At 62.8% G+C, this 24140-nt stretch carries 21 protein-coding genes; 9 read left to right on the plus strand and 12 right to left on the minus strand.

Features of this window, described 5'->3' with window-relative positions; all coding sequences use genetic code 11:
• Positions 1 to 669: 669 nt before the first annotated feature.
• The 3 genes from RM190_RS21420 to RM190_RS21430 all read right to left on the minus strand — a co-directional run bounded on the left by RM190_RS21420 (position 670) and on the right by RM190_RS21430 (position 4286).
• Positions 670 to 1314 carry a hypothetical protein gene (locus tag RM190_RS21420; RefSeq protein WP_311761519.1) on the minus strand — a complete coding sequence of 215 codons (645 nt, stop codon included), beginning with the start codon at positions 1312 to 1314 and terminating at the stop codon, positions 670 to 672.
• A 1-nt stretch (position 1315) separates the two neighbouring features.
• Entirely contained in the window at positions 1316 to 2716 is a 1401-nt protein-coding gene (locus RM190_RS21425; RefSeq protein WP_311761520.1) for a selenium-binding protein SBP56-related protein, read from the minus strand.
• Positions 2717 to 3551: 835 nt separating this feature from the next.
• Positions 3552 to 4286, minus strand: a complete 735-nt coding sequence (locus RM190_RS21430; protein ID WP_311761521.1) for a GntR family transcriptional regulator — start codon at positions 4284 to 4286, stop codon at positions 3552 to 3554.
• A gap of 275 nt (positions 4287 to 4561) precedes the next feature.
• Here RM190_RS21430 and RM190_RS21435 point away from each other — a divergent pair, with 275 nt between their 5' ends.
• The 7 genes from RM190_RS21435 to hydA all read left to right on the plus strand — a co-directional run bounded on the left by RM190_RS21435 (position 4562) and on the right by hydA (position 12867).
• Positions 4562 to 6139, plus strand: a complete 1578-nt coding sequence (locus tag RM190_RS21435; protein WP_311761558.1) for an ABC transporter substrate-binding protein — start codon at positions 4562 to 4564, stop codon at positions 6137 to 6139.
• A gap of 66 nt (positions 6140 to 6205) precedes the next feature.
• Positions 6206 to 7246: an ABC transporter permease gene (locus RM190_RS21440; RefSeq protein WP_311761522.1), complete on the plus strand. Its 1041-nt coding sequence runs from the start codon at positions 6206 to 6208 to the stop codon at positions 7244 to 7246.
• A gap of 10 nt (positions 7247 to 7256) precedes the next feature.
• Entirely contained in the window at positions 7257 to 8102 is an 846-nt protein-coding gene (locus RM190_RS21445) for an ABC transporter permease (protein WP_311761523.1), read from the plus strand.
• Positions 8102 to 9715: an ABC transporter ATP-binding protein gene (locus RM190_RS21450; RefSeq protein WP_311761524.1), complete on the plus strand. Its 1614-nt coding sequence runs from the start codon at positions 8102 to 8104 to the stop codon at positions 9713 to 9715. The genes RM190_RS21445 and RM190_RS21450 overlap by 1 nt, the downstream gene beginning before the upstream one ends.
• A gap of 16 nt (positions 9716 to 9731) precedes the next feature.
• Positions 9732 to 10652: an NAD-dependent epimerase/dehydratase family protein gene (locus RM190_RS21455; RefSeq protein WP_311761525.1), complete on the plus strand. Its 921-nt coding sequence runs from the start codon at positions 9732 to 9734 to the stop codon at positions 10650 to 10652.
• Positions 10649 to 11422 carry an SDR family NAD(P)-dependent oxidoreductase gene (locus tag RM190_RS21460; RefSeq protein ID WP_311761526.1) on the plus strand — a complete coding sequence of 258 codons (774 nt, stop codon included), beginning with the start codon at positions 10649 to 10651 and terminating at the stop codon, positions 11420 to 11422. Before RM190_RS21455 ends, RM190_RS21460 begins: the two co-directional genes overlap by 4 nt.
• 11 nt (positions 11423 to 11433) lie before the next feature.
• A complete protein-coding gene (gene hydA, locus RM190_RS21465; RefSeq protein ID WP_311761527.1) occupies positions 11434 to 12867 on the plus strand; it encodes a dihydropyrimidinase in 1434 nt (477 codons plus the stop codon).
• Between the two features lie 15 nt (positions 12868 to 12882).
• Here hydA and RM190_RS21470 read toward each other — a convergent pair whose 3' ends face one another.
• The 8 genes from RM190_RS21470 to RM190_RS21505 all read right to left on the minus strand — a co-directional run bounded on the left by RM190_RS21470 (position 12883) and on the right by RM190_RS21505 (position 20310).
• Positions 12883 to 13848 carry a CobW family GTP-binding protein gene (locus RM190_RS21470; RefSeq protein ID WP_311761528.1) on the minus strand — a complete coding sequence of 322 codons (966 nt, stop codon included), beginning with the start codon at positions 13846 to 13848 and terminating at the stop codon, positions 12883 to 12885.
• Positions 13841 to 14134: a hypothetical protein gene (locus RM190_RS21475; RefSeq protein WP_311761529.1), complete on the minus strand. Its 294-nt coding sequence runs from the start codon at positions 14132 to 14134 to the stop codon at positions 13841 to 13843. The genes RM190_RS21470 and RM190_RS21475 overlap by 8 nt, the downstream gene beginning before the upstream one ends.
• Before the next feature lie 15 nt (positions 14135 to 14149).
• Complete coding sequence (locus RM190_RS21480; protein WP_311761530.1) at positions 14150 to 15052, minus strand: polysaccharide deacetylase family protein; 903 nt, start codon at positions 15050 to 15052, stop codon at positions 14150 to 14152.
• 55 nt (positions 15053 to 15107) lie between these two features.
• Complete coding sequence (locus RM190_RS21485; RefSeq protein WP_311761531.1) at positions 15108 to 16094, minus strand: asparaginase; 987 nt, start codon at positions 16092 to 16094, stop codon at positions 15108 to 15110.
• Between the two features lies 1 nt (position 16095).
• Positions 16096 to 17211: an ABC transporter ATP-binding protein gene (locus RM190_RS21490; RefSeq protein ID WP_311761532.1), complete on the minus strand. Its 1116-nt coding sequence runs from the start codon at positions 17209 to 17211 to the stop codon at positions 16096 to 16098.
• Positions 17212 to 18054, minus strand: a complete 843-nt coding sequence (locus RM190_RS21495; RefSeq protein WP_311761533.1) for an ABC transporter permease — start codon at positions 18052 to 18054, stop codon at positions 17212 to 17214. It lies immediately after the preceding gene.
• Between the two features lie 10 nt (positions 18055 to 18064).
• On the minus strand, positions 18065 to 18940 hold the full coding sequence (locus RM190_RS21500) for an ABC transporter permease (RefSeq protein ID WP_390908823.1): 876 nt from the start codon (positions 18938 to 18940) through the stop codon (positions 18065 to 18067).
• Positions 18941 to 19011: 71 nt separating this feature from the next.
• A complete protein-coding gene (locus RM190_RS21505) occupies positions 19012 to 20310 on the minus strand; it encodes an ABC transporter substrate-binding protein (protein ID WP_311761535.1) in 1299 nt (432 codons plus the stop codon).
• Between the two features lie 245 nt (positions 20311 to 20555).
• Here RM190_RS21505 and RM190_RS21510 point away from each other — a divergent pair, with 245 nt between their 5' ends.
• Positions 20556 to 21584: a GntR family transcriptional regulator gene (locus tag RM190_RS21510; protein ID WP_311761536.1), complete on the plus strand. Its 1029-nt coding sequence runs from the start codon at positions 20556 to 20558 to the stop codon at positions 21582 to 21584.
• A complete protein-coding gene (locus RM190_RS21515; protein ID WP_311761537.1) occupies positions 21577 to 22743 on the plus strand; it encodes an ABC transporter substrate-binding protein in 1167 nt (388 codons plus the stop codon). Before RM190_RS21510 ends, RM190_RS21515 begins: the two co-directional genes overlap by 8 nt.
• A 468-nt stretch (positions 22744 to 23211) precedes the next feature.
• Here the strand turns inward: RM190_RS21515 and RM190_RS21520 are convergent, their stop codons facing one another.
• A complete protein-coding gene (locus RM190_RS21520; protein WP_311761538.1) occupies positions 23212 to 24090 on the minus strand; it encodes a LysR family transcriptional regulator in 879 nt (292 codons plus the stop codon).
• Positions 24091 to 24140: the final 50 nt, after the last annotated feature.

Consider the following 24140-nt stretch of genomic DNA (forward strand, 5'->3'; position numbering starts at 1 on the left):
CAGAACATCGTCTGGACCACCCCGCAGGGCGGTGACGGGCCAAACTACCCGAACATGTGATCGGGGGGGCGGGCAGATACAGGCTTTCTCGTTCCGCGACAGAAAGGGGCTTCGCTCCGTCCGGTCCATTGCAGTCCACAGATACGTGTGTGTTTCGAGTGGACTGCTTGAGCTGGACGACCGCCCCGTCGGAAACTGATACGCTGAGCGGGTCTTGAAGGGAGAAGGCTCATGACCTCACGAGCTGCGCTGCCCGTGCCCCGATCAACCGCAGGCTAAAGGTCAACGAGCGCGAAAGGAGTTTGGCACTATTCGCTTTCGAGACATCGGCGTGAAGGTGTCGCCGGACCGGATGTCTTTATCCGGACGCACGGCGTGGATCAGGGCGTATCAATTTCAAGACGACACTGCGGAAATCTCGGGCCGAGGAGTCGTCGATGTCGTCACACGCAGGTAGTTCTGCCCCGAGCACGAACCTGCCGGCGAAGCTGAAGTAACCGTCAGAGGTTTTTCACGCGTCACTTCGATATAACATGTTGGTATCAATGACTTAACTTTGCCAAGCAGGGCAGGGTGCTCGGTGGTCGTGTGGACGACCCTATGGGCATACGCATTCGGAGGAACAAGCCCATGACCGGTCCGACGAATTGCGGTCAGATACGCCCCTTTTCACGAAACCAGCCCCAGAAGACCAATCGTGATCAGGCTGAGCGCCCAGAAAGTCTCAAGATTGAACCAGCTGCGCGAGACGAAACCCAACCCCAGCCAGCCGTGAACCGCCAGCGCGATACCGCCCCCGACGGCGACCATCGCCACCGTATGCACGACCGCGACCGCGATCGCCGTCCCGATGTTCCCCGGCGCAAGCTGAGCCAATGCCGCGGCATGATGGCCATCCGTGCGGCACAGGCCCAGATAGATCGGCAGGATCATCAGCCCGGCCCCGTGGACCAGCGCGATCGCAAAGGACCACAGCACCAATTGCCCGGGCCTGATCCGTGCCAGCCCGCGCGGGTGGCGGCGCTCGACCAGCCGATAGCAGCCGAACAGGATTACCAGCAGGCTCGCGGCGATCCGGATCTTGTCCTGATAGGCGACCAGCCACAGGGCCAGCGCAAAGGGCAGCAATATCGCCAGGACCGAGGCCAGATGCCCGACCGCCAGTTGCCCCATGCCCGACAGCAGGTCGCGCCGCCCGCGCCCCATCAGCCCCGCCGACACCGCCAGGGGCCAGCCCATGCCGGGGTTTGCCCCGTGATAGGCTCCGCTCAACAGCACCGACAGCCACAGCCCGGCCTGCCCCCAGCCCTCCACGTCAGACCGAGGGGTAGCAGAAGGATTCGGTCGAGCAATCCCCCCCTTCCAGCCGGATCTGATGCGCCCGATAGCCGGCGGGGAACTCGGGCCAGAAACCGGCGTCAAGGGTCAAGCCGCCCATCGCCCCGACATCGGCCTTGACCATCGCCGAGGGCACGCCGCCGGGATAGAACTGCTCGTCCCATGTCGAATAAAGCGAATTCGTCCAATAGACGCGCTTGCCGTCACGGCTGATCTCGACCATCTGGGGGCCTCCGGCATAGGGCTTGCCGTTGGGATGCGGGGTCTTGCGCGTGATCCCTCCGACATGGACCGAGCCTGTCAGTTTCGGCTGCATCGGATCGCTGACATCATATTGCCGCATCTCGCCCGTGCCCCAGCACGAGACGTAAAGAAAGCGGTCATCGAGCGACAGGTCGATATCGGTGATCAGCGGCGGGACCGCCTTGAAGCCTTGCAGCAGCGGCGGCAGATCCTTTGGATCGGCGGCTTCCGGCGGGATCGTCGCGGTCTTGCGACAATGAAACTCGGCGCCCTCGCGCCACCAGGTCCAGATCGAGCCTTCCAGGTTGGTCGTGTCCACCACTACGCCGACAAAGCCATATTGCTTGGCCGGATCATGCGCGGGGCGTACCTCCAGCGCCATCTGGTGGTTTTCGCCCAGATCGATCACCTGCACATGTTTGCGTGCCCGCAGATCCCAGAAATGCAGTCGATGCCCGTATTTGTTGGCCAAAAGCTGCTCGGGGACGATGCCGTTTTCAAACTGCGGCGGCAGTGCCCATTCGCTGGAGACCATGTAATCGCGCGGAAGGTTCCACCAGAAATCGTAATGCTTGTCTTGCGGACCTCGTTCGATCTCCCAGCGGCCGATGACGTCGAAGGTCTGGCAATCCATGATGAAGATGCCGGGCGGGCCGTCGGTTCCGTCCGGGCCAGCCCCTCCAAGGGTCGAGACATAGATCCCTTCGGGTCCACAATGGATGGTATGGGGGCGGGAATAGCCGGTCTTGCGAAAGACCTCGTCTGGCTCGATGACGCGGTGGATCTTGGGGTGGCGCGGATCGGGCTTGGTATCGACGATATAAATGCGGGACGAGCGCAGCCCGGGAATGATCAGGTAGCGTCTTTCCAGAAAGGCATGTCCCGTCAGCGGAGACAGCGAGGATGAGCAGGCGTTCCAGCCGAAATGATGGAACTCGTCGCCCTTTTCAGACATCACCAGGGTGCTGATGACCTGCCCGAATTTCGGCGATTTCGGATCGAGATCGACCACTGCCAAAGCATCGGGCTGCGAGAAATCCGGGCTGAGCAGAAGTGTATAAGCCAGTTTCTCGGGCTCGGCCTCCATGGCCAGCCGGGGCGTCGCGTGGAATGTGGGATCGGGACGGATCGACATGCACTTCTCCTTTCATGATGCCCTTGATGCGGACCAGGATAGAAGCTGCGGTGGGGCGACAACGTGATCGCACCGCTGATGTGAAGGCTGAACCCGCCCCGAAACTGCGGCAACGATTCGTTTCCCCGGCCCGTCGTCCCTTGGTCGGCATGGGGCCAGCGAACCGATTTGCCGACCTCGTGAGCGCGGTAGGGTAGAATGTAAGAAATACCTAGATTGGTGTCGTCACCGGGCGCAAACCTGCCCGCGCATCGGCATTGTGCTCCTATGCCTTGCGGCGGGTGCCATCCTCGCGATGAGCGGCACGCCGCGGATGATCGCGCGCATCGGCGCCGCTCTACTTGCCAAGCTAGGAAGCATCATTGCCGTCATCGCGTCTGCGGCATTCCTTCACCTGTCGCCCGAGGGCGAGCACAAGGCGGCACATGACCAGCGGTCCGGGGCGGCAAAGCCCGGTCTGCGCGCGCTGCGGATCGGCCTTCCAGCCACTGCATCTATCAGGTCGTCGGGACTGCCCATGTCTGACGGCTCTTGCATAGCGCGTTTGCGACTGTGACTGCTGGCCCCAATATAGAGATGCACTTCGCTCAGGCGCTTGTTCTCAGAAAATGTGGCATGCGTCACGCACTGCTGGCTCTGGTCGAAGCCCCGATCTAGTAGGGAAATAATGTCCCAGCGGACCTTTGGCCGCCGGGCGGCATAGGAATTGGTTTTGACGTATTTGCCGTTCTGGTGCGGGTCGCGGACTCACAGGATGTCCCGCAGCCCCGCCGTCGGCAGGCTCAATAGCCGGTGCAGGTCGTCGGGCCGGGCAGGAGCCTGGCTAAAGCACAGGCTAACTTGCCCGGCCCAACCCGCCCAGCCATTGAAGTGCACTTTCCAAACTGGGTTCAGGCCGGGGCCTGTCGAGCTGCAACTCATCCGCGATATGTGAAAGGTGATGCGCCATTTTGGCGGCGGCTTTCTCTCCGTCGCCAACGGCTATCGCGCGAACGATGCTGCTGTGCTCGTCCCGCGGGCATCCCGTCTCGGATTCCGCGTGAACCAGGATCGCAAGACAGGTCAGTACCTGCAGTTGCGTCAGGATGTGGACCAGATAGACGTTCCCGCTGATCTCGGCCAGCTTTAGGTGAAACTCTCCGGTCAGACGGACGAGGGTTGAGCGGTCTCCGGCATTTCGCGCTGCTTCCTCGGTCGCGATGTGATGGTTCAGGCGCTCCAGATCCTCGGCCGAGCGGGTCAGCGCGATCGAATGGACCATTCCCGGTTCGATCATCTTCCGCACGTCCAGCATCATTCTGGCTTCCGCGCGCGAGGGGGCCGCGATCGTATAGCCAAGGTTCGGCGTCTTCTTGAAGACTCCGATCTCCGAAAGCTTGCCCATCGAGGCACGCACGACGGTCCGGCTGACACCGAAGATTTCGGCAAGCTTCGCCTCGGTGATCCTTTCCCCCGGCGGCAAGCGCTGTTCGAATATCGCCTCGATCAGGCGGCGCGTGATCTCCTGCTCGGTATAGCCGTGACGGCGCTTCTGAGAAGGGCCGTCCGCCGAATTTTCCTTGCTGTTCATGAGCTTTCTGAAATGCCCCCGTGCGGTTCAATGTCAGCCTAAAACCTGAGCATTCATGTCTGCTCCGCGCGATCTACATGCTTTCAGCCGATATCGCATGTCGCCCCGGCAATTTCAATTGACACAGTCCAACATTGTCCTTTTCATTGTATCCAATCAAGTAAACCAGCTGCGAGCCCCAAGTTTCGCGAAGACGGAACAGGTCACCAGCTTCAACGCAGGGAGACATTGACTTGGAACTCAAGACGCTTCTTTTCCCCAGCCGGCGCTTGCTGATGCAGACCGCTCTGGGGGCGCTGGTCCTCGCCGCACCCCTCGCCGCTCAGCCGGGCTGGGCGCAAAACGCGCAGGAAATCCTGATCGTCGCCGGCCCCCGCACCCCGGAATCCCTCGATCAGGAATATCCGCCGACCGAGGCCGTCCACGAATTGCGCCGCAACGTGAACGAGCGGTTGCTGACCTATGAGATGAAGAAGGGCGAGGACGGCATCTCCTATGAGGATTTCTCGAAGGTCGCCGGCGCATTGGCCGAATCCTGGGAGGTGGCACCCGATTTCAAGTCGATCACCTTCCACCTGCGGTCCGGCGTGGTCAGCGGCGCGGGGCATCCGCTGGATGCCGATGACGTCATGTGGTCGTTCGAGCGCGGCTGGAACCTGAAGTCGAACTTCCACTGGTACATGACCCAGATCCTCAAGATTGAGGATTTCGACACGGCCTTTGAAAAGATCGATGACATGACCGTCAAGGTCAGCATCCCGAACGCGTCGCCTTTGCTGGAAAAGCTGTGGATCAACAGCGATCTGGGCATTCTCGACTCGGACACGATGAAGGAGCACCTGACCGACGCGGATCCCTGGGGACAGCGCTGGCTTGCCACCAACTCGGCATCCTTCGGACCTTACAAGGTGACCAAATACGCACCGGGGCAGGAAATCATCTATGAGGCCAACGCGGACTATTACCGCGGCGCGCCGAAGCTGAAGAAGGTCATCTTCCGCGAGATGCCGACCAGTGCCAACCGCCTTGCGGCATTGCAGGCCGGGGCGGTCGACGTGGCCGAATACCTGTCGCCGCGCGAACTCTCGATGCTGGGGCAGATGCCGGGCGTGACAATCAACAAGGTGTTCGGGAACTTCGTCCACCGGGTCGAGATGCAGAATGAAACCCCACCCTTCGACAATCCCAAGGTTCGCCGTGCGCTGAACTACCTTGTGCCGCGGGATGAGATCGCGAAGGCCGTCTATTTCGACACCGCCCGCCCGACAAAAAGCCCGATTTCAGAGATTTATCCGGCCTTTACCGAAGAATACTACGATTTCGGGAATGATGTGGAAAAGGCCAAGGCCCTGCTGGCCGAGGCAGGGTTGCCGGACGGCTTCCAGACCGAGCTTGGCTATCGGACGGGCGACCAGCTTGAGGAAGAGCTTGCGGTCATCCTGAAGACCGCCTTCGCCAAGGCGGGCGTGGACGTTACCCTGTCCAAGCTGCCGGCATCGACTCTGGTCGAGCGCTATACGAAGGGCCAGATCCCGATGTATTTCTTCCGCGACATGGCGATCGTTCCCGATGCAGCCTATGTGGCGAACCTGTGGCTGAACAGCAATTCGCTGATCGACTATTCACGCTTCCACAGCGACGAGGTGAACGAGCTGATCAACAGCGCGCTGACCTCGACCGAAGAGGAGAAGCGGCTCTCGGACATGAAGCGCGTGCAGCAGATCACCATGGAAAACGCGCCCTGGGTCTTCCTGTTCAACCCCGGCTACCAGCTTGCGACGCGCCAGAACGTCAAGGGCTTTTCCTGGTACACGCCCAACGGCAATGCGTGGTTCGACTTCTACAAGGAATGATCTCTGAACCGAGATGTCGCCCGCCGGGCCATCCGGCGGGCATCCTTCCCTGATGGAATGACCGACATGAGCTTTTCGACGACCTGGCGGCGTCTGCCGCGTACGCTGCGCATCGTCCTGACGCGGCTTCCGATGGTGATGCCGCAGATGCTGGGCGTTATCTTCGTGACCTTCATGCTGGTCCGGCTGCTGCCCGGCGACCCGGCATTGTTGATGCTGGGCAACATGGCGACCCCGGAAAGCATCGCCAACCTGCGCGAGCAACTGGGGCTCGACGGAAGCCTCTGGCAGCAATTCGTGCATTACCTGGGTGGCGTCCTGCAGGGCGATCTGGGGGTTTCGCTGTTTACTTCTAACCCGGTGGCCGTCGACCTGATGGAGCGGGCGCCGGCGACGCTTGAGCTGATCTTCTATGCGATGATCCTGACCATCCTGATTGCGGTCGCCGTCGCAGTCCTGGCGGTCGTCCGTCCCGGTGGGATCGCCGATTACATCAGCCGCTTCTATGGCATGGCCGCCGGAGCGATTCCAGATTTCTGGGTCGGGCTTTTGCTGATCTTCTTTCTGTTCAGCACCCTCGGAATCGCCGCCGCGCCCTTTGGCAGGATCGACCCGATGGTCTCGCCACCGCCCGCTGTGACCGGCTTCTATACGTTCGACGCCGTGATCGCAGGGGATTTCGCGGCGCTGAAATCGGCAGCGGGACGCCTGCTTCTACCGGTCCTCACGCTGACCATCGTGAATGCGGGGGCGCTGATGAAGATGACCAAGACCACCTTTGCCGACATCTGGCGGTCGGACTTCATCCGGCACCAGCGGGCCAGCGGGCTGAGCCAAACCCGCATCGTCCGAAACGCGCTGCGCAACAGCCTGCCGCCGGTCATCACGCTTGTCGGCTTTCTCATCGGCTTTTTGCTGGGCGCCGCGGTCCTGGTCGAGACGATCTTCTCATGGGGCGGCCTTGGCCAATACGCGGTGCAGGCCGTGACCTATTCCGACTATCCCGCGCTGCAGGGCTTCGTGCTGGTTGCGGCCGTCTTCATCCTGGTGGTCTATCTGATCGTGGACATTCTCTACGAACTGGCCGACCCGCGGATTCAGGTCTGAGGGAGCAGCCATGTCGCAGATCAGGAACTTCATTACCTTCATCCTCAGCCGGCCGGGAGCCGCCTTCGGGCTTGCGCTGCTTCTCCTTCAGGTGGTCGCGATCATCTTCGCGCCGCTTCTGGCCACCCATGCCCCGACCGAGGCAGACCCGCTGGCCTCGCTTCAGCCGCCGTCGGGCGCGCATTGGCTGGGCACAGATGTGTCCGGCATGGATATCTATTCGCGCATCATCTATGCGACGCGCGTCAACCTGCTCATCTCTATCGTCGCGGTCGCGGTGGCCTTTGTCATCGGCGTACCCGTGGGCCTTGTCGTCGGATATTACCGCGGCTGGGCCAGCACCTTCGTCATGCGCGTATTCGACTTCATCCAGTCCTTCCCGGTCTTTGTCCTGGGCATGGCGCTGGTATCGGTGATGGGGCAGGAGATCTGGAACGTCGCCATCGTGCTTGCGGTGCTTTTCGTCCCGATCTTTGCCCGCCTGATCCGGGCCGAAGCGCTGTCGTTGCGTGACCGGCCCTTCATCGCCGCGGCGCGCTGCTCGGGCGCGACGGACAGCCAGATCATGTTCCGCCATATCCTGCCCAATGCGCTGACGCCGGCAATCGTCCAGATCTCGATCTCGATCGGGATGGCGATCCTGCTGACCGCGGGCCTGTCCTTCATTGGGGCAGGAGTTCGGATGCCGCTGCCGGAATGGGGGCTTATGGTCTCGGTCGGATCGCAGCAGATGATACTCGGCGTCTGGTGGGTCGCGCTGTTCCCCGGACTTGCCATCGTCTTTTCCGTGCTGAGCTTCGCCCTGATGGCGGATGCCCTGCGCGACTATGTTGATCCCCGCAGGGAGAGAGCCTGATGGAAATGCAGGACAGGAAACCATTGCTTGAAACCCGCGATCTGTCGGTTGCCTTCGGGGACAAGACCGTGCTGCACGGTGTCAGCCTGCAGCTTCGCCCCGACGAGGTTCTGGGCATCGTGGGCGAGACCGGCGCCGGGAAATCGGTTCTCGCCCGCGCGCTGATCGACCTCCTGCCCGGCAAGGGGCGCATCAGCGGGGGGACCGTGCAGATCGGCGGTCGTGAGTTGCGACAGATGTCCGCAGGCGAACTGCGGCAGTTGCGCGGTGGGGGCGTGGCCCTGATCGGGACGGATGCCAAGTCGCTTCTGGACCCGGTCCGCCCGGTGGGCGAGCAGGTGGCGGACGTGCTGCGCGCCCATAAGGGACTGAGTGCCGGAGCAGCCCATGACGCGGCGGTCTCGCTTTTCGCCAAGGTGGGTATCGTCGATCCCGAGAAACGCGCGCAGGCCTATCCGCATCAGCTTTCCGGCGGCATGGCCCAGCGGGTGATCATCGCCATGGCCCTGATCGCCGAGCCTCGGGTAATCCTTGCCGACGACGCGACGCTGGGGCTGGATGCCACCATTCAGGTCCAGGTGCTCGATCTGCTGGTCGCGCGCTGCCGCGAGGCCGGAATGGGTGCGATCATCATCACGCATGACCTTGGCATCGTCGCACGCTATTGCGACCGGGTGGCGATCATGCGCGAGGGCCGCATTGTCGAGGAAGGCGCGACGGCCGGTTTCCTCAATCGCCCCGCGACGGACTATGGCGCGGAACTGCTGGCCTCGGCACGGGCGCGCCCGGCACAGATGGTGCGATCGGGGCGCGCGCAGCCGGCCAAGGCGGCCTCGCTGCTGGAGGTGGTCAATCTGGTCAAGCATTTCCCGACCCCGTCGGGGCATGTGGTCAAAGCGGTGGATGACGTCTCATTTACCGTACCACGCGGCGAGACACTGGCGCTGGTGGGCGAAAGCGGCTCGGGAAAGACAACCGTGGGCCAGTGCCTTGTCAGGTTGCTCGGCTCGGACAGCGGCAGGGTGCAGTTTGACGGGCGCGATATCCTGACCTTGCCGGACCGGGATTTCCGCCCGCTGCGGCGCAATATCCAGATGGTGTTTCAGGAGCCTTATGTCGCGCTGAACCCGCGTTGGACGGTGGCACGGCTGATCGCTGAGCCGCTTGCGCTTGACCCGACGATGGCCAGCCCGGTCGCGCGGAAAGCGCGGGTGCAGGAGATGCTTGACCTTGTCCGCCTGCCCGCGCGTCTGGCCGAGGTCTATCCCCATGAGTTGACCGCGGGCGAGCAGAAGCGGGTTGGGATGGCGCGGGCCTTGGCGACCCGCCCGGATTTCGTGGTTTTTGACGAACCTACGACGGCGCTCGACATCCGGGTGCGCGCGCAGATCATTGACCTGGTGCGCGAGTTGCAGCGCGAGATGCATCTCGCGACGCTGTTCATTACCCACGACCTGAACTCGGTCCGCTCGCTGGCACATAACGTGGCGGTGATGCGCCACGGCAAGATCGTCGAGATTGGGGAGACTGAACGCATCTTTGCCAACCCGCAGCATGATTACACCCGTATGCTTCTCGGCGCGGAACTGCCGATCGAACGCTATGCGGCCTGACCGTGAAGGAACCCCAATGAGCGAGAGACATGTTCTGGTCACCGGCGCCGCCGGCCTGATCGGCAATGCGGTGCGGACCAAGCTCGAAGATCGCGGAACCAGGGTCATTGCCGTCGACCGCGTGGCGACAGAGGTCGACGGGCGCGAGGTCCGCGAATGCGACGTGACCGACATCCACGGCCTTCATGCCATCGCAAGGGCGCATGACATCGGAAAGATCGTCCATTGCGGGGCGTTTTCGGGGCCGATGGTGTCGCCCGACCATCCGATCCAAATGGTGCAGGTCAATATTGGCGGCGCCGCGAATATAGGTGAGCTTGCCCGGATCATCGGAGGCGTACGGGTGGTTTTCGCCTCGACCGCGACCGCCTATGGCGTGACGCCCCCGGCCCCCGTTTCTGAGGATACGGTCATGGTCCCGGACACGATGTACGGAGCGTCGAAGGCCGCTGCCGAGCATGTGATGAACGCCTATAAGCTGCAATTCGGCGTGGACACGGTGAACCTGCGCATCGGCTGGGTCTATGGCCCGCGCCGCAGCACGGCCTGCTTGATCCGGCAGATGCTGGTCGATGTCATGGCCGGGCGGACGACGCATTTCCCCTATGGGCGCGATTTCCCGCGCCAGTATTTGCATATCGACGACGCATGCGACGCGATGATCGCAGCCCTTGACCGGGAGGCGCTGCCGCAACAGGCCTATAACATCACCGGAGGGTCGTGGCTGACGCTGGCAGAGGTCGCCGAGACGGTGAAGCGGGTCATCCCCGAGGCGAGGATCGAGGTCGCCCCGGGCGATGATCCGGGCGACATGCGCCAGGAACGCTTCGACATTTCCGCGGCCAAGCGCGATCTGGGCTATCGCCCCCGGATGACCCTGGAACAAGGCATACGCAACTATCTGGACTGGCTTCGACTTCAGGAAGGCACGAAATGAACGCTATCGCGACACCATTCTCCTTGAAGGGGCGTAACGCCCTGATCACCGGGGGCAGTCGGGGCATCGGGGCGGCCATCGCCAGCCTGTTCGCGGATGCGGGGGCCAACGTGGCGATCTGCCATTTTGGCGATGCATCCGGGGCGCAGGCGCTGGAGCAACAGTTCAATGCCCGGTCGCTCAGGCTTGCCGCGATGGAATGCGACGTCGCCGATGAGGCGCAGGTCTCGGCATTGGCCGAATGGACCAGGGATGCGATCGGCGAGCCCGACATTTTGGTCAATTGCGCGGGCATCGGCGGCAAGGACAAGCCCTTTGGCGAGGTTTCGGTTGCCGAATGGGACCGGATGCTGGGCGTGAACCTGCGCGGGGTCTTTCTGGTCACCCGCGCCTATTTTCCCGGAATGCTGCAGCGGCGCTACGGTCGGATCGTCAACATCGCCTCGCAGCTGGCATATAAGGGCGCGCCGGGCCTTGCCGCCTATGTCGCCGCCAAGGCGGGTGTCGTGGGGCTGACCCGCGCGCTTTCCTACGAGGGGGCGGCGCATAATGTCATGGTGAATAGCATCGCTCCCGGCCCGGTCGAAACCCCGCTGCTGATGGGCCACAGCGATGCATGGCTCGCGATGAAGAAGGGTCAGTTGCCGGTCGAGCGTTTCGGCCAGCCGGACGAGATCGCGCCGACCGCGCTGCTGCTTGCCTCGGAAAAGGGCGGGGCGTTCTATTGCGGGCAAACGCTGTCGCCCAATGGCGGCGACGTGATGGTGTGAGGAGGGACATCATGCAGGAATACGACTTGGTCATCCGTGGCGGCACCGTGGTCACCGCCGCAGACACGGCGCGGGCGGATGTCGGCATTCGCAACGGCAAGATCATCGCGGTCGGGCTGGAACTGGCGAAGGGCAAGCAAGAGATAGATGCCACCGGGCTTCGGGTCATGCCCGGCGGTATAGACAGCCATGTGCATTTGGCCCAACCCGCCTTTGGCGGGCCGGCGATGGCCGACGGTTTTGAGAGCGGCACCCGTTCCGCCATCGCGGGCGGCAACACCACCGTTCTTCCCTTTGCGCTGCAATCGCGCGGCATGTCCCTGCGCAAGGCGGTCGAGGATTACCACAAGGAGGCCGAGGGTCAGTCCTATTGCGACTATGGCTTTCACCTGATCCTGACCGATCCGACCCCCGCCGTGCTGGGGCAGGAACTCCCTGCGCTCGTGGCGGCGGGCTATACCTCGCTCAAGGTCTTCATGACCTATGAGGACATGGTGCTGAACGATCGCGAATTGCTCGAGGTGTTCGATGCCGCGGGCGAGTATGGCGCCCTGGTCATGGTCCATTGCGAAGGCTATGACGCCATCCGCTTCATGACCGAAAAGCTTGAGAAGGCCGGAAAGGTCGCGCCCTATTACCATGCCGTGTCCCGTCCCCAGTCGGTCGAGCGCGAGGCTGCCCACCGTGCCATCAGCCATGCGGAACTGACGGGCGTTCCGATCATGATTGTCCATGTCTCGGGCGGCGAGGCGATGGAGCAGATCAGATGGGCGCGCAATCGCGGGCTGAAGATCATGGGCGAGACCTGCACCCAGTATGTCTCGCTGACGGCGGATGACCTCAAGGGTCTGAACATGGACGAGACCGGCAGCAAATATGTCTGCTCACCACCGCCTCGCGATCACAAAAGCTGGGAGGCGATCTGGAACGGGATTCAGACAGGGGTGTTCCAGACATTTTCCTCGGACCATTGCCCGTTCTATTTCGAGGGCGAGATGGGCAAGAAAAACCCCAAGGCGCGAACGGCCTTCAAATGGGTTCCGAACGGCATACCGGGGGTCGCGGTGCGTATGCCGATCCTGTGGTCGGAGGGCGTGGCCAAAGGCCGGATCACCGAAAACGAGTTCGTTGCCCTGACCTCGACCAATCATGCGCGGATCTATGGGCTGACCTCGAAGGGGGCGATCGCTGCGGGCTATGACGCCGACATCGTGCTGTGGGACCCCGCGCGAAAGGTGACGATCAGTCAGTCGCTGATGCATCACGGCTCGGACTATACGCCGTGGGAAGGGTTCGAGGTCACGGGCTGGCCACATGCAACGATCCTGCGGGGCGAGGTGGTGATGCGGGAGGGCGAGATCCTCGGGGCGAAGGAAGGCGGCAAGTTCCTGCCCCGCGCGCTCTCGCCCATGGCCAGCCGCGGTGCGGGCGCGCCGATGAACTAGGGGGCTATGGTCCTGTCATGTGCCAAATCGCCGCCATGACAGGGCCAGCCTTTCGGCGTCCATGCCGCGACCGATCAGGACGATGACGCCCTCCTCTGGCGCGGGTCCGGCAAGGGCCTCATCGTCGTCGGGAAGGATCTCGGGCGACTGGACCACCCGCCGCACGGATTGCAGCAAGAGACGACCGGCGGGTGTCCGTACGACGCCCTTGATCCGCACGATGTCATCGCCCCGCGCGTGAAGCAGGGCCGATAGCCAGGTCGAGAGTGCCACCCATCCGCCATCGCGGCCGACATCAAGACGGTAGGGCAGGATCGGTTCGGATCGACCGAGGGCGGGCAGATCGAGGGGGGCAAGTCCGGGGACAGGCTCTGGCAGCGGCACGGCCACACCCTGTTCAGCGGCGGAAAGCATCGCGCCGGGATTGAGCACGCTCAGGGACAGGGCAAGCCGGGCCAGCGTCACTGGATCGGCCGCGGCGGGCTTGGTCAGGATCAACTCGTCCGCGGCCTCGATCTGGGCACGTGCCAGATCCTCGGCGGTCAATTGCTGCACCCCGTGCAGGCTGTCGACCAGAACCAGCGTCTGATCGAGGACGAGGCGGCGCGAGAGAACCGGATCCTCCGCCATCGCTGCCGCGATACGACCCGGATCGGCAAGGCCGCTGGTTTCCAACAGGATGCCCGCTATGCGCCCCGCCTCCTTGCCACTTGCGGCGTCACATAGTGCGCGCAGGGTCGCCAGCAGATCCGGCAGCCCGGCACAACAGGCACAGCCCCCGGCCAGCACGCTGATCTTGCGGGCACCACTCAGCAGCAGGTTGTCGACCGGGGTTTCGGCAGCCTCATTCACAAGGAGATGATACCCGGCGAAGCGGCCTTCATGCAGCTGGTGGCGCAGCCAGGTGCTTTTCCCGGCCCCGAGAAAACCGCCAAGGATGATCACGGGCAGGCGGCCATCCGACCGCGTGGCCTCAGCCACCGGCAAGTGCACGGTCCGAGAGCGGATCGACGGGCTGGCCCGCCATCCGCTCGGCCGCTTCCCAAAGCGATGCCAGATCCGGGACCAGCTCGCGCTGCCCACCCGGCGCGAAAAGTTGAAGGCCGGGGGTCACGCCATCATCCCAGGCCTTCAGCCCATAGGCGGCGAGAAGGCGGTTGATCGCCTCCAGCCTGGCAAAGCGCAGGCGCAGCCTGTCTCCGGGCGTCTGCGCGCCCGCATCCGTCCAGTGACCGGGCGCGGCGGGAAAGCCGCAAGCACTGCACATGACGCGTCCTTTCGTTCAGATCACCTCGGGCCGGTTGGCCGAGGCAAAGGGATAGCGCTGGCGGAAGTCGTCGGCGATCTCCTCGAAGGTTGCCCATTCGACGCCATCATGGCCATTGATGTATTCAATCAGGCGCTCCAGCATCAAAAGCACCTGCGGGCGACCGGAAACATCGGGGTGGATGGTGAAGGCGAAGACGGCATAGTCCATCTCGCGATAGACCCAGTCGAACTGGTCGCGCCACAGCTCCTCGATATCGCGCGGATTGACGAAGCCGTGGCTGTTCGGCGACTTCTTCATGAACATCATCGGCGGCAGGTCGTCCACATACCAGTTGGCCGCAATGTCGACCAGATCGATCTCCTTGCCGTGCTTCAGCGGATGCATCCAGTCCTTGGCCTGCTTGGTATAGTCGATGACATTCCATTGATCGCCGACGCGGGCATAGAACGGCTGGAAGTCGCGATAGCCCTGCGAGTGGTCATAGCTGAAATCGTATTTCTGAAGCAGCGCGGCGGTCGAGTTCGACATCTCCCACCAAGGCGCGACATAGCCACGCGGCGCGCGTCCGGTCAGGCCCTCGATCAGCTCGATGGACTTGACCAGAACGTCCTCCTCCTGCTGGGGGGTCATCGCGATCGGGTTCTCATGCAGATAGCCATGCGCGCCGACTTCGTGGCCGGCATCGACGATCATCCGCATCTGGTCCGGAAAGGTTTCCAGCGAATGGCCGGGAATGAAGAAGCTGGTGCGCAGGTCGTATTTCTTGAACAGGCGCAAAAGACGCGGGATGCCCACCTCGGTCGCAAAGATGCCCCGCTGGATATCGGAGGGGCTGTCACCGCCCCCATAGGAGCCTATCCAGCCCGCGACCGAGTCGATGTCGGTGCCGAACGCGCAGTATATCTTCTTTGCCATCATGGTCTCCCAGTTGAGTTTTTCATGGGTCTTCCGGCAGGAACGACGCCGGATATCAGTCCTGCCGCCACCCCAGATCGCTAAATTCGTGGAAGCGTTCGAACGCGCCGGTCATCAGGGCAAGCATCAGGACCAGCCGTGCCTTCAGCGCGTCCAGATCGCCGCTTCCATGCAGTCCGCGGGCCAGCAGATCTATCTCGCCCCCGATCTGGCCATAGGTTTTTGACAGCACGCGGCCGCCGCGGGTGCGACTGGAAAAGACGACGGGAATATCCCGCGCGGCCCTTGTCAGGGGATCGAGCCATGCGGAATGCACATGCCCTCCGCCCGCAAGATCCAGAACTATGCCCCTTGCGCCGGCGGCAAGGCAGGCCTCGACCAGCAGCGGCGGGTCGGAAAGGCCCGGCTTCAGGATCGGGACGAAGGGCAAGGCCGCGTCGCGGGGGAGGTCGAAGGCCGCACTTCGCCGGGGCCTCGCATAAAGGGCAGGCCGCCCCTCGGTCATCCAGCCCAGCGGGGCCGGCGACCAGAAGGCGCCCGTTGACGAGGTGTCGCGTTTCTGCACCCAGGCGGCCGAATGGATCATGTCGTCGAAGGCGACCATCACCCCCAGATCCCGGCATTGCGGGTCCACCGCGCAGGCGACGGCATTGAACAGGTTCGCCGCCCCGTCGGCACCCGGAAGTGAGGGGTTGCGCATGGCGCCCGTGACCACGACGGGGACCGGACCCCGGTGCAACAGGTTCAGCAGGAACGCCGTTTCCTCGATCGTATCGGTGCCCTGCGTCACCACGACGCCGGCGACGCCCTTTGCCTCATGCGCGCGTATCGTGCTGGCCAGTTCGATCACCAGCGGAACGCCGATCTCGGTCGAGGGCAGGTTCGAAAGATTGCGCGCCGAGACCTCGGCCAGACCGGCAAGCTGCGGGACCGCCGCCACCAGATCGGCGCCGGTCAGGCCCGGCGCCACGCCGGAGACGCCGGTATCGGGCGTGCAGGCGATCGTGCCGCCAAGGGCGATGATCTGGACCGCGGGCTTCATCCTAATCCTCGTGCGGCGTGCCCGCCGAGTTGTTCGCGCCGGGCAGGTGATGGTTCAGCGCCGGGTTCCATTCGGCATGAACGACCTCGCCCACATCGCGGGGATGGGCGAAATAGACGTCATCGTCCATGTAGATGATGAATTCCTCGTCGAGCCCGGTATCGAGGGCGATCTTCACGAAAGTGCCCTGATACTCGATATTCGTGACCGTCCCTGAAAGGCCGTTGCGCGGGACGGCCCCGGTCGTCGTCCCGATACGGTCCCTCCGAACCGAGAATCGCATTTCCTGCCCGCTCCGGACTTCTGGACCGACCGAAAGATCGTAAGTCAGCCCATTCTGCCCAGCCACGACCGCCGTGACACCATCGGTGCTTTCGACCCGGCCGGCGAGCACGTTCTGGCCGCCCATGAATCGCGCGACATAAGGGCTGTGCGGGCGATTGTAGATCTCGCGCGGATTGGCTGCCTGCTCAATCAACCCGTGATCCATCACCACCACCTGATCCGCCAGGGCGATCGCCTCGGGCTGGGTATGGGTGACGTGAATGAAGGTGATGCCCAGATCGTTCTGCAATCGCTTCAATTCGACCCGCATCTTCAACCGCAGGAATTCGTCCAGTGCCGATAGCGGCTCATCCAGAAGCAGAACCTTGGGCTTGTTGATCAATGCGCGGGCCAGCGCGACCCGCTGTTGCTGGCCGCCAGACAGCTCGGACGGCACCCGGTCCGCCAGATGCAGGAGCTGCACCCGCTCCAGCATTTCGCGTGCTGCCCGCCGACGCTCATCGGCGCGAACCCCTTTTACGCGCAGGCTGAAGGCCACGTTGTCGGTCAGCGACAGATGCGGAAACAGCGCGTAGTTCTGAAACATCAGCGCCGTTCCACGGTTTCCGGTGCGGGTTGTCGTCACATCGGTCCCGCCGATCGAAATGGTGCCGGAGGTCGGCGTCTCATGCCCGGCGATCATCCTGAGGAGTGTAGTCTTTCCGCAACCCGATGGGCCGATCATGCAGCAATAGGCCCCGCCATCAATGGTCAGGTCGACGTTGTTGACAGCCTTTGCCCGCCCGTAAAGCTTGGTGACATTGCGGATGTCGATGCGACTTTGTTCGGTCATTCAGTTCTTTCCCCGCTTGGCGCGCGACCGCTGCCTCTGGATGACGGCAATCCCCGCGAAGGCGAGCGCGATCACCAGAAAGCTGACGGCTGAGGTCACGGTCCCGATCGCGTAAAGCGCTGGCGTCGTGACATTGGTTGTCATGTTCGAAATCTCGATGGGAAGCGTGTTCTTGCCCCCGACGGTCAGAAGCGAGCGCGGCATCTCGTCATAGGAGAGCGTGAAGCCGAACAGGGCGACCGCGATCAGGCCGGGGAACAGGATCGGCACGGTGACAAGCCGCAAGACCTGCCAGGGGCGCGCGCCGGCATCGCGGGCGGCCTCCTCCCACGAGCTGTCAAAGCGGTTCAGCACGGCGAACATGATCAGAAGCCCGAAGGGCAGCGTCCAGCTGAGATGCGCGCCCAGCCCCGAAAGCCACCAGCTCAGCCGAAGGCCGAGAATCTGAAAAAGCTGGCTGATGCCCAGCCCCAGCAGGATGCCGGGAACAATCAGGCTGATGATCGACAGATAGAAGATCGGGCCCGCGCCCCAGAACCTGCGGCGAAAGCCCAGTGCCGCAAACAGGCACACCGTCGCCGTGATCAGCATCGCCATGACGCCAAGGATCAGCGAGCGGCGGAAGGCCCCACTAAGGTCGCCATAGCGGCTCGACGTCCACAGGTCGTGGAACCAGTGGGTAGATACGCCTCGCATCGGAAAGGTCAGCCCGCCCGTCGGCCCCTGAAAGCTGAGGATGAAGATCATCAGCATCGGTCCATAGAGGAACAGCACGAAAAGGCCGAAGAAGGCGGCGAGGATATAGAAGTCTGCGCCCCGGCGCGTGGGTGTGCTTTGCGACATGACCGCCCCCCTATCTTGCAAGCTCGGCGCGGATATCCACCACCCGCAGGATGGCCGAGATCATCAAGACGACCACCAAGACCAGCAACACCGCCATCGCCGAGGCCTGCGGATAGAAAAGCTGGTCGATCTCGTTCTTCATGGCCGATACGACCGAGGCGCTTTGCCCCCCGCTCATGACCCGGACGACGAAGAAATCGCCCATCACCAGCGTGACGACAAAGATGGAGCCAAGCGCGATTCCGGTTTTCGACAGCGGAATGATGATGCCGGTCAGGATCTGGAAGGGATTGGCGCCGGCGTCACGCGCAGCCTCGATCAGGTTGGGATTGATCTTGGCCATGCTGTTGAAGATCGGAACGATCATGAACAGCGTGAACAGGTGGATATAGGTCAGGACCACCGCGAAATCGGAATAGAGCAGGATGTCCAGCGGCTGGCTGATCAAGCCGGCCTGCATCAGCATCTGGTTGAACAGCCCCTCGCGGCCCAGAAAGGGGATCCAGCTGACCATGCGGATCACGTTCGAGGTCCAGAACGGAATCGTGCAGAGCAGGAAAAGCCCGATCTGCCATTTCAGATTGCGCACGTAAAAGACAAGGAAATACGAGCAGGTAAAGCCGATCAGCACCGTCGCCACCAGCACGATCGCCGCGTATTTCAACGTGTTGGCGAACAGGGACAGCGTGACGCTGGCAGTCAGCACGTCATGGTAATTCTGCCAGGTGAAGGCGGGATAGACCGATATCCCGTCCGACTCCCAGAAACTCAGCATGAAGACGGTGCCGATCGGGATGCCGACCAGCGCCAGAATGAGAAGGGCAAGCGGGGCGACCTGTAGATACGGGGTCAACTGCGACCCGCTGCCGGGCGATCTTGCGGACATGTCAGGAATTCTCCGGGCGGATGCCGTTCCGAAGGAAATGCCGGGACAGGCGGTGGGCCTGCCCCGCGCGATCAGGCCGAAATGAACTCGTTCCAGCGCTGGACCATATAGCGTTCTTCGTCCATCACCGTGTTCCAGCAGGCGACATTGCCCATGCGATCCTCGAACGAGCCGCCGTCGCGTACGGCGCCGGCCTTGTCCATCACCGCCCCATAGGGGTCCAGGATGTCCTCGGTCGCGGGCTTGCCCTCGTACCAATAGCCGATTTCATTCGGGGTCAGATTGGCCTTGGCAGTCTCGGGAACTGAGGAATAATAGCCCTGCCGCGCGATGAACGCACCCTGCCAGCCTGTCAGATACCAGTTCATGTATTCATAGGCGGCTTCCAGCTTCAGCCCTTCCAGATGGCCCATCAGACCCATCCCGAGGCCCCAGCCACGATAGCCTTCCTTCAGCCCCTGATAGACGCATCCGATGCCCCGTGACTTGACGGCGGTGACGGCGGGCGACCACATCGACTGGATTACCACCTCGCCTCCGGCCATCAGGTTCACGGATTCGTCGAAGGTGCTCCAGAAGGCGCGGAACTGGCCAGCCTTCTTCAGCTCGATCAACCGGGTAATGGTGTGATCGATCTCCTCACGGGTCATGTTGCCCTTGTCGCCATAGGTCAGCTCGCCCATCGCCTCGATCGCCATGGCCGCATCCATGATCCCGATCTGCGGGATGTTCACCAGCGCGGTCTTTCCCTTGAACTCGGGGTTGAACAGTTCGGCCCAGCTTTCAACCGGCCGCCCGATCAGGTCCGAGCGGATACCCACCGTGTCGGCATTGAAGATAGTGGGCATGGTGGTGGCGTAGTCGGTCGCTTCCCCGGCAAAGCTGGTATCGCCGGGGCCACCGGTGAACATCACCTCGAACGGCATGGTGCCCTGGCGCGAAAGCTCGGAGCCGTCGAAATTCTTGCCGTCCTTCATCAGCGGCGTCATCTTGGACCAGTTCGCGATCTTGGCCACTTCTACCGGCTGCAGCTTGCCCGAACGCCACACCTTCTGCATCGCCCAGAATTCAAGGTCGGCGATGTCGATGGTCTCGGGCTGGCTGACAACCTTGGCCATCAGGGCCGTGCTGTCGGCGGTTTGCGGCACGATCTTGAAGCCCAGATCGGCGCTGGCCTTTTCGGCGATATCGGCAATGACCGAATAGGACGGCCCGACCTGGTTCAGGGTCACGTCCTTGATGTTCTGCGCCCAGATCATCGGAGCGCCGATGATCCCCGAGCCGACCGTCACGCCGGCCGTCGCAGCCGAGGTCTTCAGAAACCCGCGACGCGTGAGCCCCGCGCAATCCTTTCCGTTAGATTGAGTCATTCCACCTCTCCCTGTGGATTCCCATGGCCCGTGCCACGGTTGATGCCGGGTCCGGGCCAGTTTTTACGACCTTCTCAGACTCGGCGGCGATGAAAATACGGTAGCAAACTGTCTTTAGGATGCAATGCACATTTCCATCCGAGGCCCAGGAATGTATAGAATGAAGCCAATGCGGGGTTTCCGGGAAAGCTTGTGCGACTTGCCTCGGAGCTTGCGCGAATTCTGGGCATTGGACGAATTTCGACATGGCTTCGGACAGCGACGGGCGGGAGGAGCGGGAAAGGGATGCGGGCAACGCATTCCTCTATGACTCGGTCCGCGACCTGCTTGCGGCCAAGATCCTGGCAGGCCAGCTTCCCGAAGGGGCAGTGCTGAAAGAGGCGCCGATTTCCAGTCAACTCGGGATGAGCAGGGCGCCCGTGCGCCGGGCGCTGGCCATGCTGGCGGCGGAGGGGCTTGTCACTCCGGCCTCGGGTCAGGGCTATGTTGCGGGGCGATCCGGCGCCCCCCTGCGCCTGTCCTCCCGGCGCTTGCAGGAAATCCTGACCTCTGAAACCCACGGCATCGAGCGCACCGCCTCATGGGAGCGGATCTTTTCGCAGGTGGCCGATGTGGTCACAGGCTGCATGCCTTTCGGAACCTTCCGCATTCAGGAAGCCGAGCTGGGCGACTACTACAACGTTAGCCGCACCGTCGCGCGCGAGGTGCTCTGGCGCCTGATGGACCGGCGCCTGATCGAAAAGAACCGCAAGTCCCATTGGATCGTCGGGCAGATGACGGCCCGCGACCTGAGAGACACGTTGCAGATGCGCCGCCTTCTTGAACCCGAGGCGCTTGCGCTGGTCGCGGCCGATCGCAGCCACGGAGACCTTGGCCCACTTCTGGCGAAGATCGAGGCGGTGATCGACAGCTTCCCCGCCTGTGGCGCCGCGGTTCTCGACCGGCTGGATGAGGCGATGTTCGTGGACATGTTCACGGGCGTGCGCAATTCCCGGCTGCTGGGCTCCATCCGCCGCAATCAGCTGTCTCTTCTGGTCCCGCGTCTGTTCAGACGGCATTTTCCGATCATCGACGACCTGCAGGCGCTGAAGGAATATGCCGAAATCCTGCGGCACTTGCAGCGGGGGCAAGTCCGACAGGCGCAGGCCGTGCTGCGCGACCACCTGTGCCGGATCGAGGCGCTGGCCCTTGCCCGGCTGCGCGTCCTGTCGCTGCTCGAAGCGCCTGGCATGACGCCCTATATGACGCCGGTTTACCGGGGACATGATGGCTGAGGCGCTGAAGGTCATCGGCACGTCAGCCACGCTGACCGAGGCGCTGCGTCGCCGGGCCCATGCGGATCTGGATTTCCCGATCGAGTTCGAGGTGCTTGACGGGTTGTCCTGCCAAAGCCGCGGCGTGCTGTCTCCGGAAAGCTATGACGTCTATGACCAGTGGTTTCATTCGGTCGACCTGCTCTGGACGGCGGGGTCGATACAGCCGATCGACACCAGCCGGATTACGCATTGGCATCATGTCCGCGCATCGGATGTATTTGCCGGTGCCGGAAAGGGTTTCGGAACGCGTCCCGCGGATGTCCTTTATGTGCAGGGCGATCGTTCGCTCTCTGCCACGCCCGTTTCTGCCACGCCGCTCATCTCGATGCTGCCGACCTCCTATAACGTGGACAGCTTTGCCTATACGCCGGAACTCGCTGCGCGACGGCAGCGGGACGAGGCGGAAAGCTGGGCTTGGCTTCTTGACGGGCGCTGGCATGGCCGCTGTGCGCTGAGCCTGGACCCTGCGGCAAGCGCGGTCGAACTGGCTATGGCCATTCAGGCGGCGGGACTGATGCAGGTAGACGATCCCGGCGACCTGACCATCGAAGAGATCGACGAGATGTTTGGGCATCTCATGGCGCGAAAGCGCAGCGGGCATTTCAGCCGTTTCTGGAGTTCGGCCGAGGATTCGATCCGACTTCTGTCTACTTCGGGCTGTGTCGTCTCGTCGCTTTGGTCGCCCGCCTATTATGGAATGCGCGGGCAGGGTCGCGAGTTGACCTATGCCGCCCCGGTCGAAGGCTATCGGGGCTGGCATTCCGGCATGTGCGTTTCGGCCGCTGTTGAAGGCAAGCGGCTTGAGATGGCCTATCGGTATCTGAATTGGTGGCTGGAGGGCGAGCCAGGCGCAATCATGGCGCGACAGGGATATTACATCTCGGTGCCCTCCCGCCTGTCCGATACGCTGGCGGATCAGGAATGGGACTATTGGTATGGCGGCCTTCCGGCGGCGGTCGATCTGCCGGACATGACCGGGACGATCGTTGTGAAAAAGGGAGAGCGCCGCGCCGGGGGCGATTATCGGCAGCGTCTTTCCAATGTCACTGTCTGGAGCACGATCATGCCGGAACACAATTACCTGGTTCGGCGCTGGCATGAGTTTCTACAGGCCTGACCATGGCCAGCGTTGCCCCGCCTGCCGTCCTTGGTGGGATCTTAACGAACAGGTGTCTCGACCCAGTAAGAATCTGATCGTCCTGCAAGGACAGGTGAGGATACCGAACGTGGTTTCAGATTGAGACGCGACCCTGACGCTGGTGAAGTTAGGGCAGGGGGCCTGTTTCGGGCATAAGTTGCCTCACGGAAGACTTCGGCGGTAGTGCGATAGCCGAGGCATTTTCTCGGTGTGGCATTGAGATCTGGCGGCTGTTCAGGGTAGCTGGCGAGGCGGATTTCCGGGCAATTTGGGTTAGGCGGAAAGCAACCGTGCCGAGTTCGGAAGGGGACGGACGCGGTCGACCCAACTCCTTTGCGATCGGTTGGACCTATCTACCGCAACCGGTAGCAAGCGTTTTGCTTTGCGATCGGGCTCAGCCTTGATTTGCGCGTGGCGCGTGGATTCGGCGCCAGTCCGCATCAACCTCTAACCTATAGATGATGCTGTCTCAGACAGGGCCCCTATCACTGCATCAATAAGGCGGACACCGGGGCTGTCGCGATTCCAGAGCACGCCGATCTCGCGCTCCATGGCCGGAGCGGGCAGGGGGATGCGCCGCGCCGCGACCCCTTCGGGCCAGGGGGGCGCCCAATCGGGCAGCACCGAAATACCCAGACCATTGCTGACCATGACCGAGATCGCCTCGAGCTGGTCCAGTTCAAGCCACTCGCGAGGCCGAAGGTTGTTCGCCTCAAGCCAGGCCTGCGCGAGCCGTCCACCCCAGTTCGCGCGGTCATAGCGGATGAAGGGCTGGGTCGCGATCAGTTCCAGCGGATCGCGGTCGGCCAGATCGACGGGGACGAGCAGGATCAACGGCTCGCGCCTGACCACATGCCAGTCCCGCATTTTCGGGATCTCGAAAGGGGGGCGCACCAGCAACGCGGCATCGATCCTGCCCGCGTCGAGCGCGGCATGAAGGTCGGCCGAGGCGCCGGGCAGGACAAAGAGCTCAACCGCGGGAAAGCGGTGCCTGAGGCGCAGCAGCGCTTGCGGCAAAAGCCCGGTCAGGGCGGTGGATATGGCGCCAAGCCGCAACTCGCCAGCGGTCAACCCGGCATTGGCGCGTGACCGCATAAGCCGCGCATCCGCGACCATCTTGCGCGCCGGTTCAAGGATGGCGTGACCCGCCTCGGTCGGGCGCACCTGCTTCCCGACCCGCCGCAGAAGCTTCGCGCCAAGCTCGGTTTCCAGCGCCTGCATGCGTTGCGCCACTGCAGCCGGGGTCAGGCCCAGCCGCCGTGCGGCTTCGGCCATGCTGCCGTGATCCACAACCGCAAGGAAAGTCTCGATGAACCGCGTATCCATAAGATAGGAAAGCTATCGTCTAAAGACAGAATAGGCCATGTTTTTCTTGC

Source organism: Paracoccus broussonetiae, assembly GCF_031854425.1.
Lineage (GTDB): Bacteria > Pseudomonadota > Alphaproteobacteria > Rhodobacterales > Rhodobacteraceae > Paracoccus > Paracoccus broussonetiae.

Bases quoted from the DNA above. Each gene is read 5' to 3' on its own strand.
- RM190_RS21430 (WP_311761521.1), bottom strand. From the start codon at position 4,286: ATGAACAGCAAGGAAAATTCGGCGGACGGCCCTTCTCAGAAGCGCCGT.
- RM190_RS21435 (WP_311761558.1), top strand. From the start codon at position 4,562: ATGCAGACCGCTCTGGGGGCGCTGGTCCTCGCCGCACCCCTCGCCGCT.
- RM190_RS21445 (WP_311761523.1), top strand. From the start codon at position 7,257: ATGTCGCAGATCAGGAACTTCATTACCTTCATCCTCAGCCGGCCGGGA.
- RM190_RS21480 (WP_311761530.1), bottom strand. From the start codon at position 15,052: ATGGCAAAGAAGATATACTGCGCGTTCGGCACCGACATCGACTCGGTC.
- RM190_RS21460 (WP_311761526.1), top strand. From the start codon at position 10,649: ATGAACGCTATCGCGACACCATTCTCCTTGAAGGGGCGTAACGCCCTG.
- RM190_RS21485 (WP_311761531.1), bottom strand. From the start codon at position 16,094: ATGAAGCCCGCGGTCCAGATCATCGCCCTTGGCGGCACGATCGCCTGC.
- RM190_RS21520 (WP_311761538.1), bottom strand. From the start codon at position 24,090: ATGGATACGCGGTTCATCGAGACTTTCCTTGCGGTTGTGGATCACGGC.
- RM190_RS21425 (WP_311761520.1), bottom strand. From the start codon at position 2,716: ATGTCGATCCGTCCCGATCCCACATTCCACGCGACGCCCCGGCTGGCC.
- hydA (WP_311761527.1), top strand. From the start codon at position 11,434: ATGCAGGAATACGACTTGGTCATCCGTGGCGGCACCGTGGTCACCGCC.
- RM190_RS21515 (WP_311761537.1), top strand. From the start codon at position 21,577: ATGGCTGAGGCGCTGAAGGTCATCGGCACGTCAGCCACGCTGACCGAG.
- RM190_RS21475 (WP_311761529.1), bottom strand. From the start codon at position 14,134: ATGTGCAGTGCTTGCGGCTTTCCCGCCGCGCCCGGTCACTGGACGGAT.
- RM190_RS21455 (WP_311761525.1), top strand. From the start codon at position 9,732: ATGAGCGAGAGACATGTTCTGGTCACCGGCGCCGCCGGCCTGATCGGC.
- RM190_RS21505 (WP_311761535.1), bottom strand. From the start codon at position 20,310: ATGACTCAATCTAACGGAAAGGATTGCGCGGGGCTCACGCGTCGCGGG.
- RM190_RS21495 (WP_311761533.1), bottom strand. From the start codon at position 18,054: ATGTCGCAAAGCACACCCACGCGCCGGGGCGCAGACTTCTATATCCTC.
- RM190_RS21490 (WP_311761532.1), bottom strand. From the start codon at position 17,211: ATGACCGAACAAAGTCGCATCGACATCCGCAATGTCACCAAGCTTTAC.
- RM190_RS21510 (WP_311761536.1), top strand. From the start codon at position 20,556: ATGGCTTCGGACAGCGACGGGCGGGAGGAGCGGGAAAGGGATGCGGGC.
- RM190_RS21450 (WP_311761524.1), top strand. From the start codon at position 8,102: ATGGAAATGCAGGACAGGAAACCATTGCTTGAAACCCGCGATCTGTCG.
- RM190_RS21440 (WP_311761522.1), top strand. From the start codon at position 6,206: ATGAGCTTTTCGACGACCTGGCGGCGTCTGCCGCGTACGCTGCGCATC.
- RM190_RS21500 (WP_390908823.1), bottom strand. From the start codon at position 18,940: ATGTCCGCAAGATCGCCCGGCAGCGGGTCGCAGTTGACCCCGTATCTA.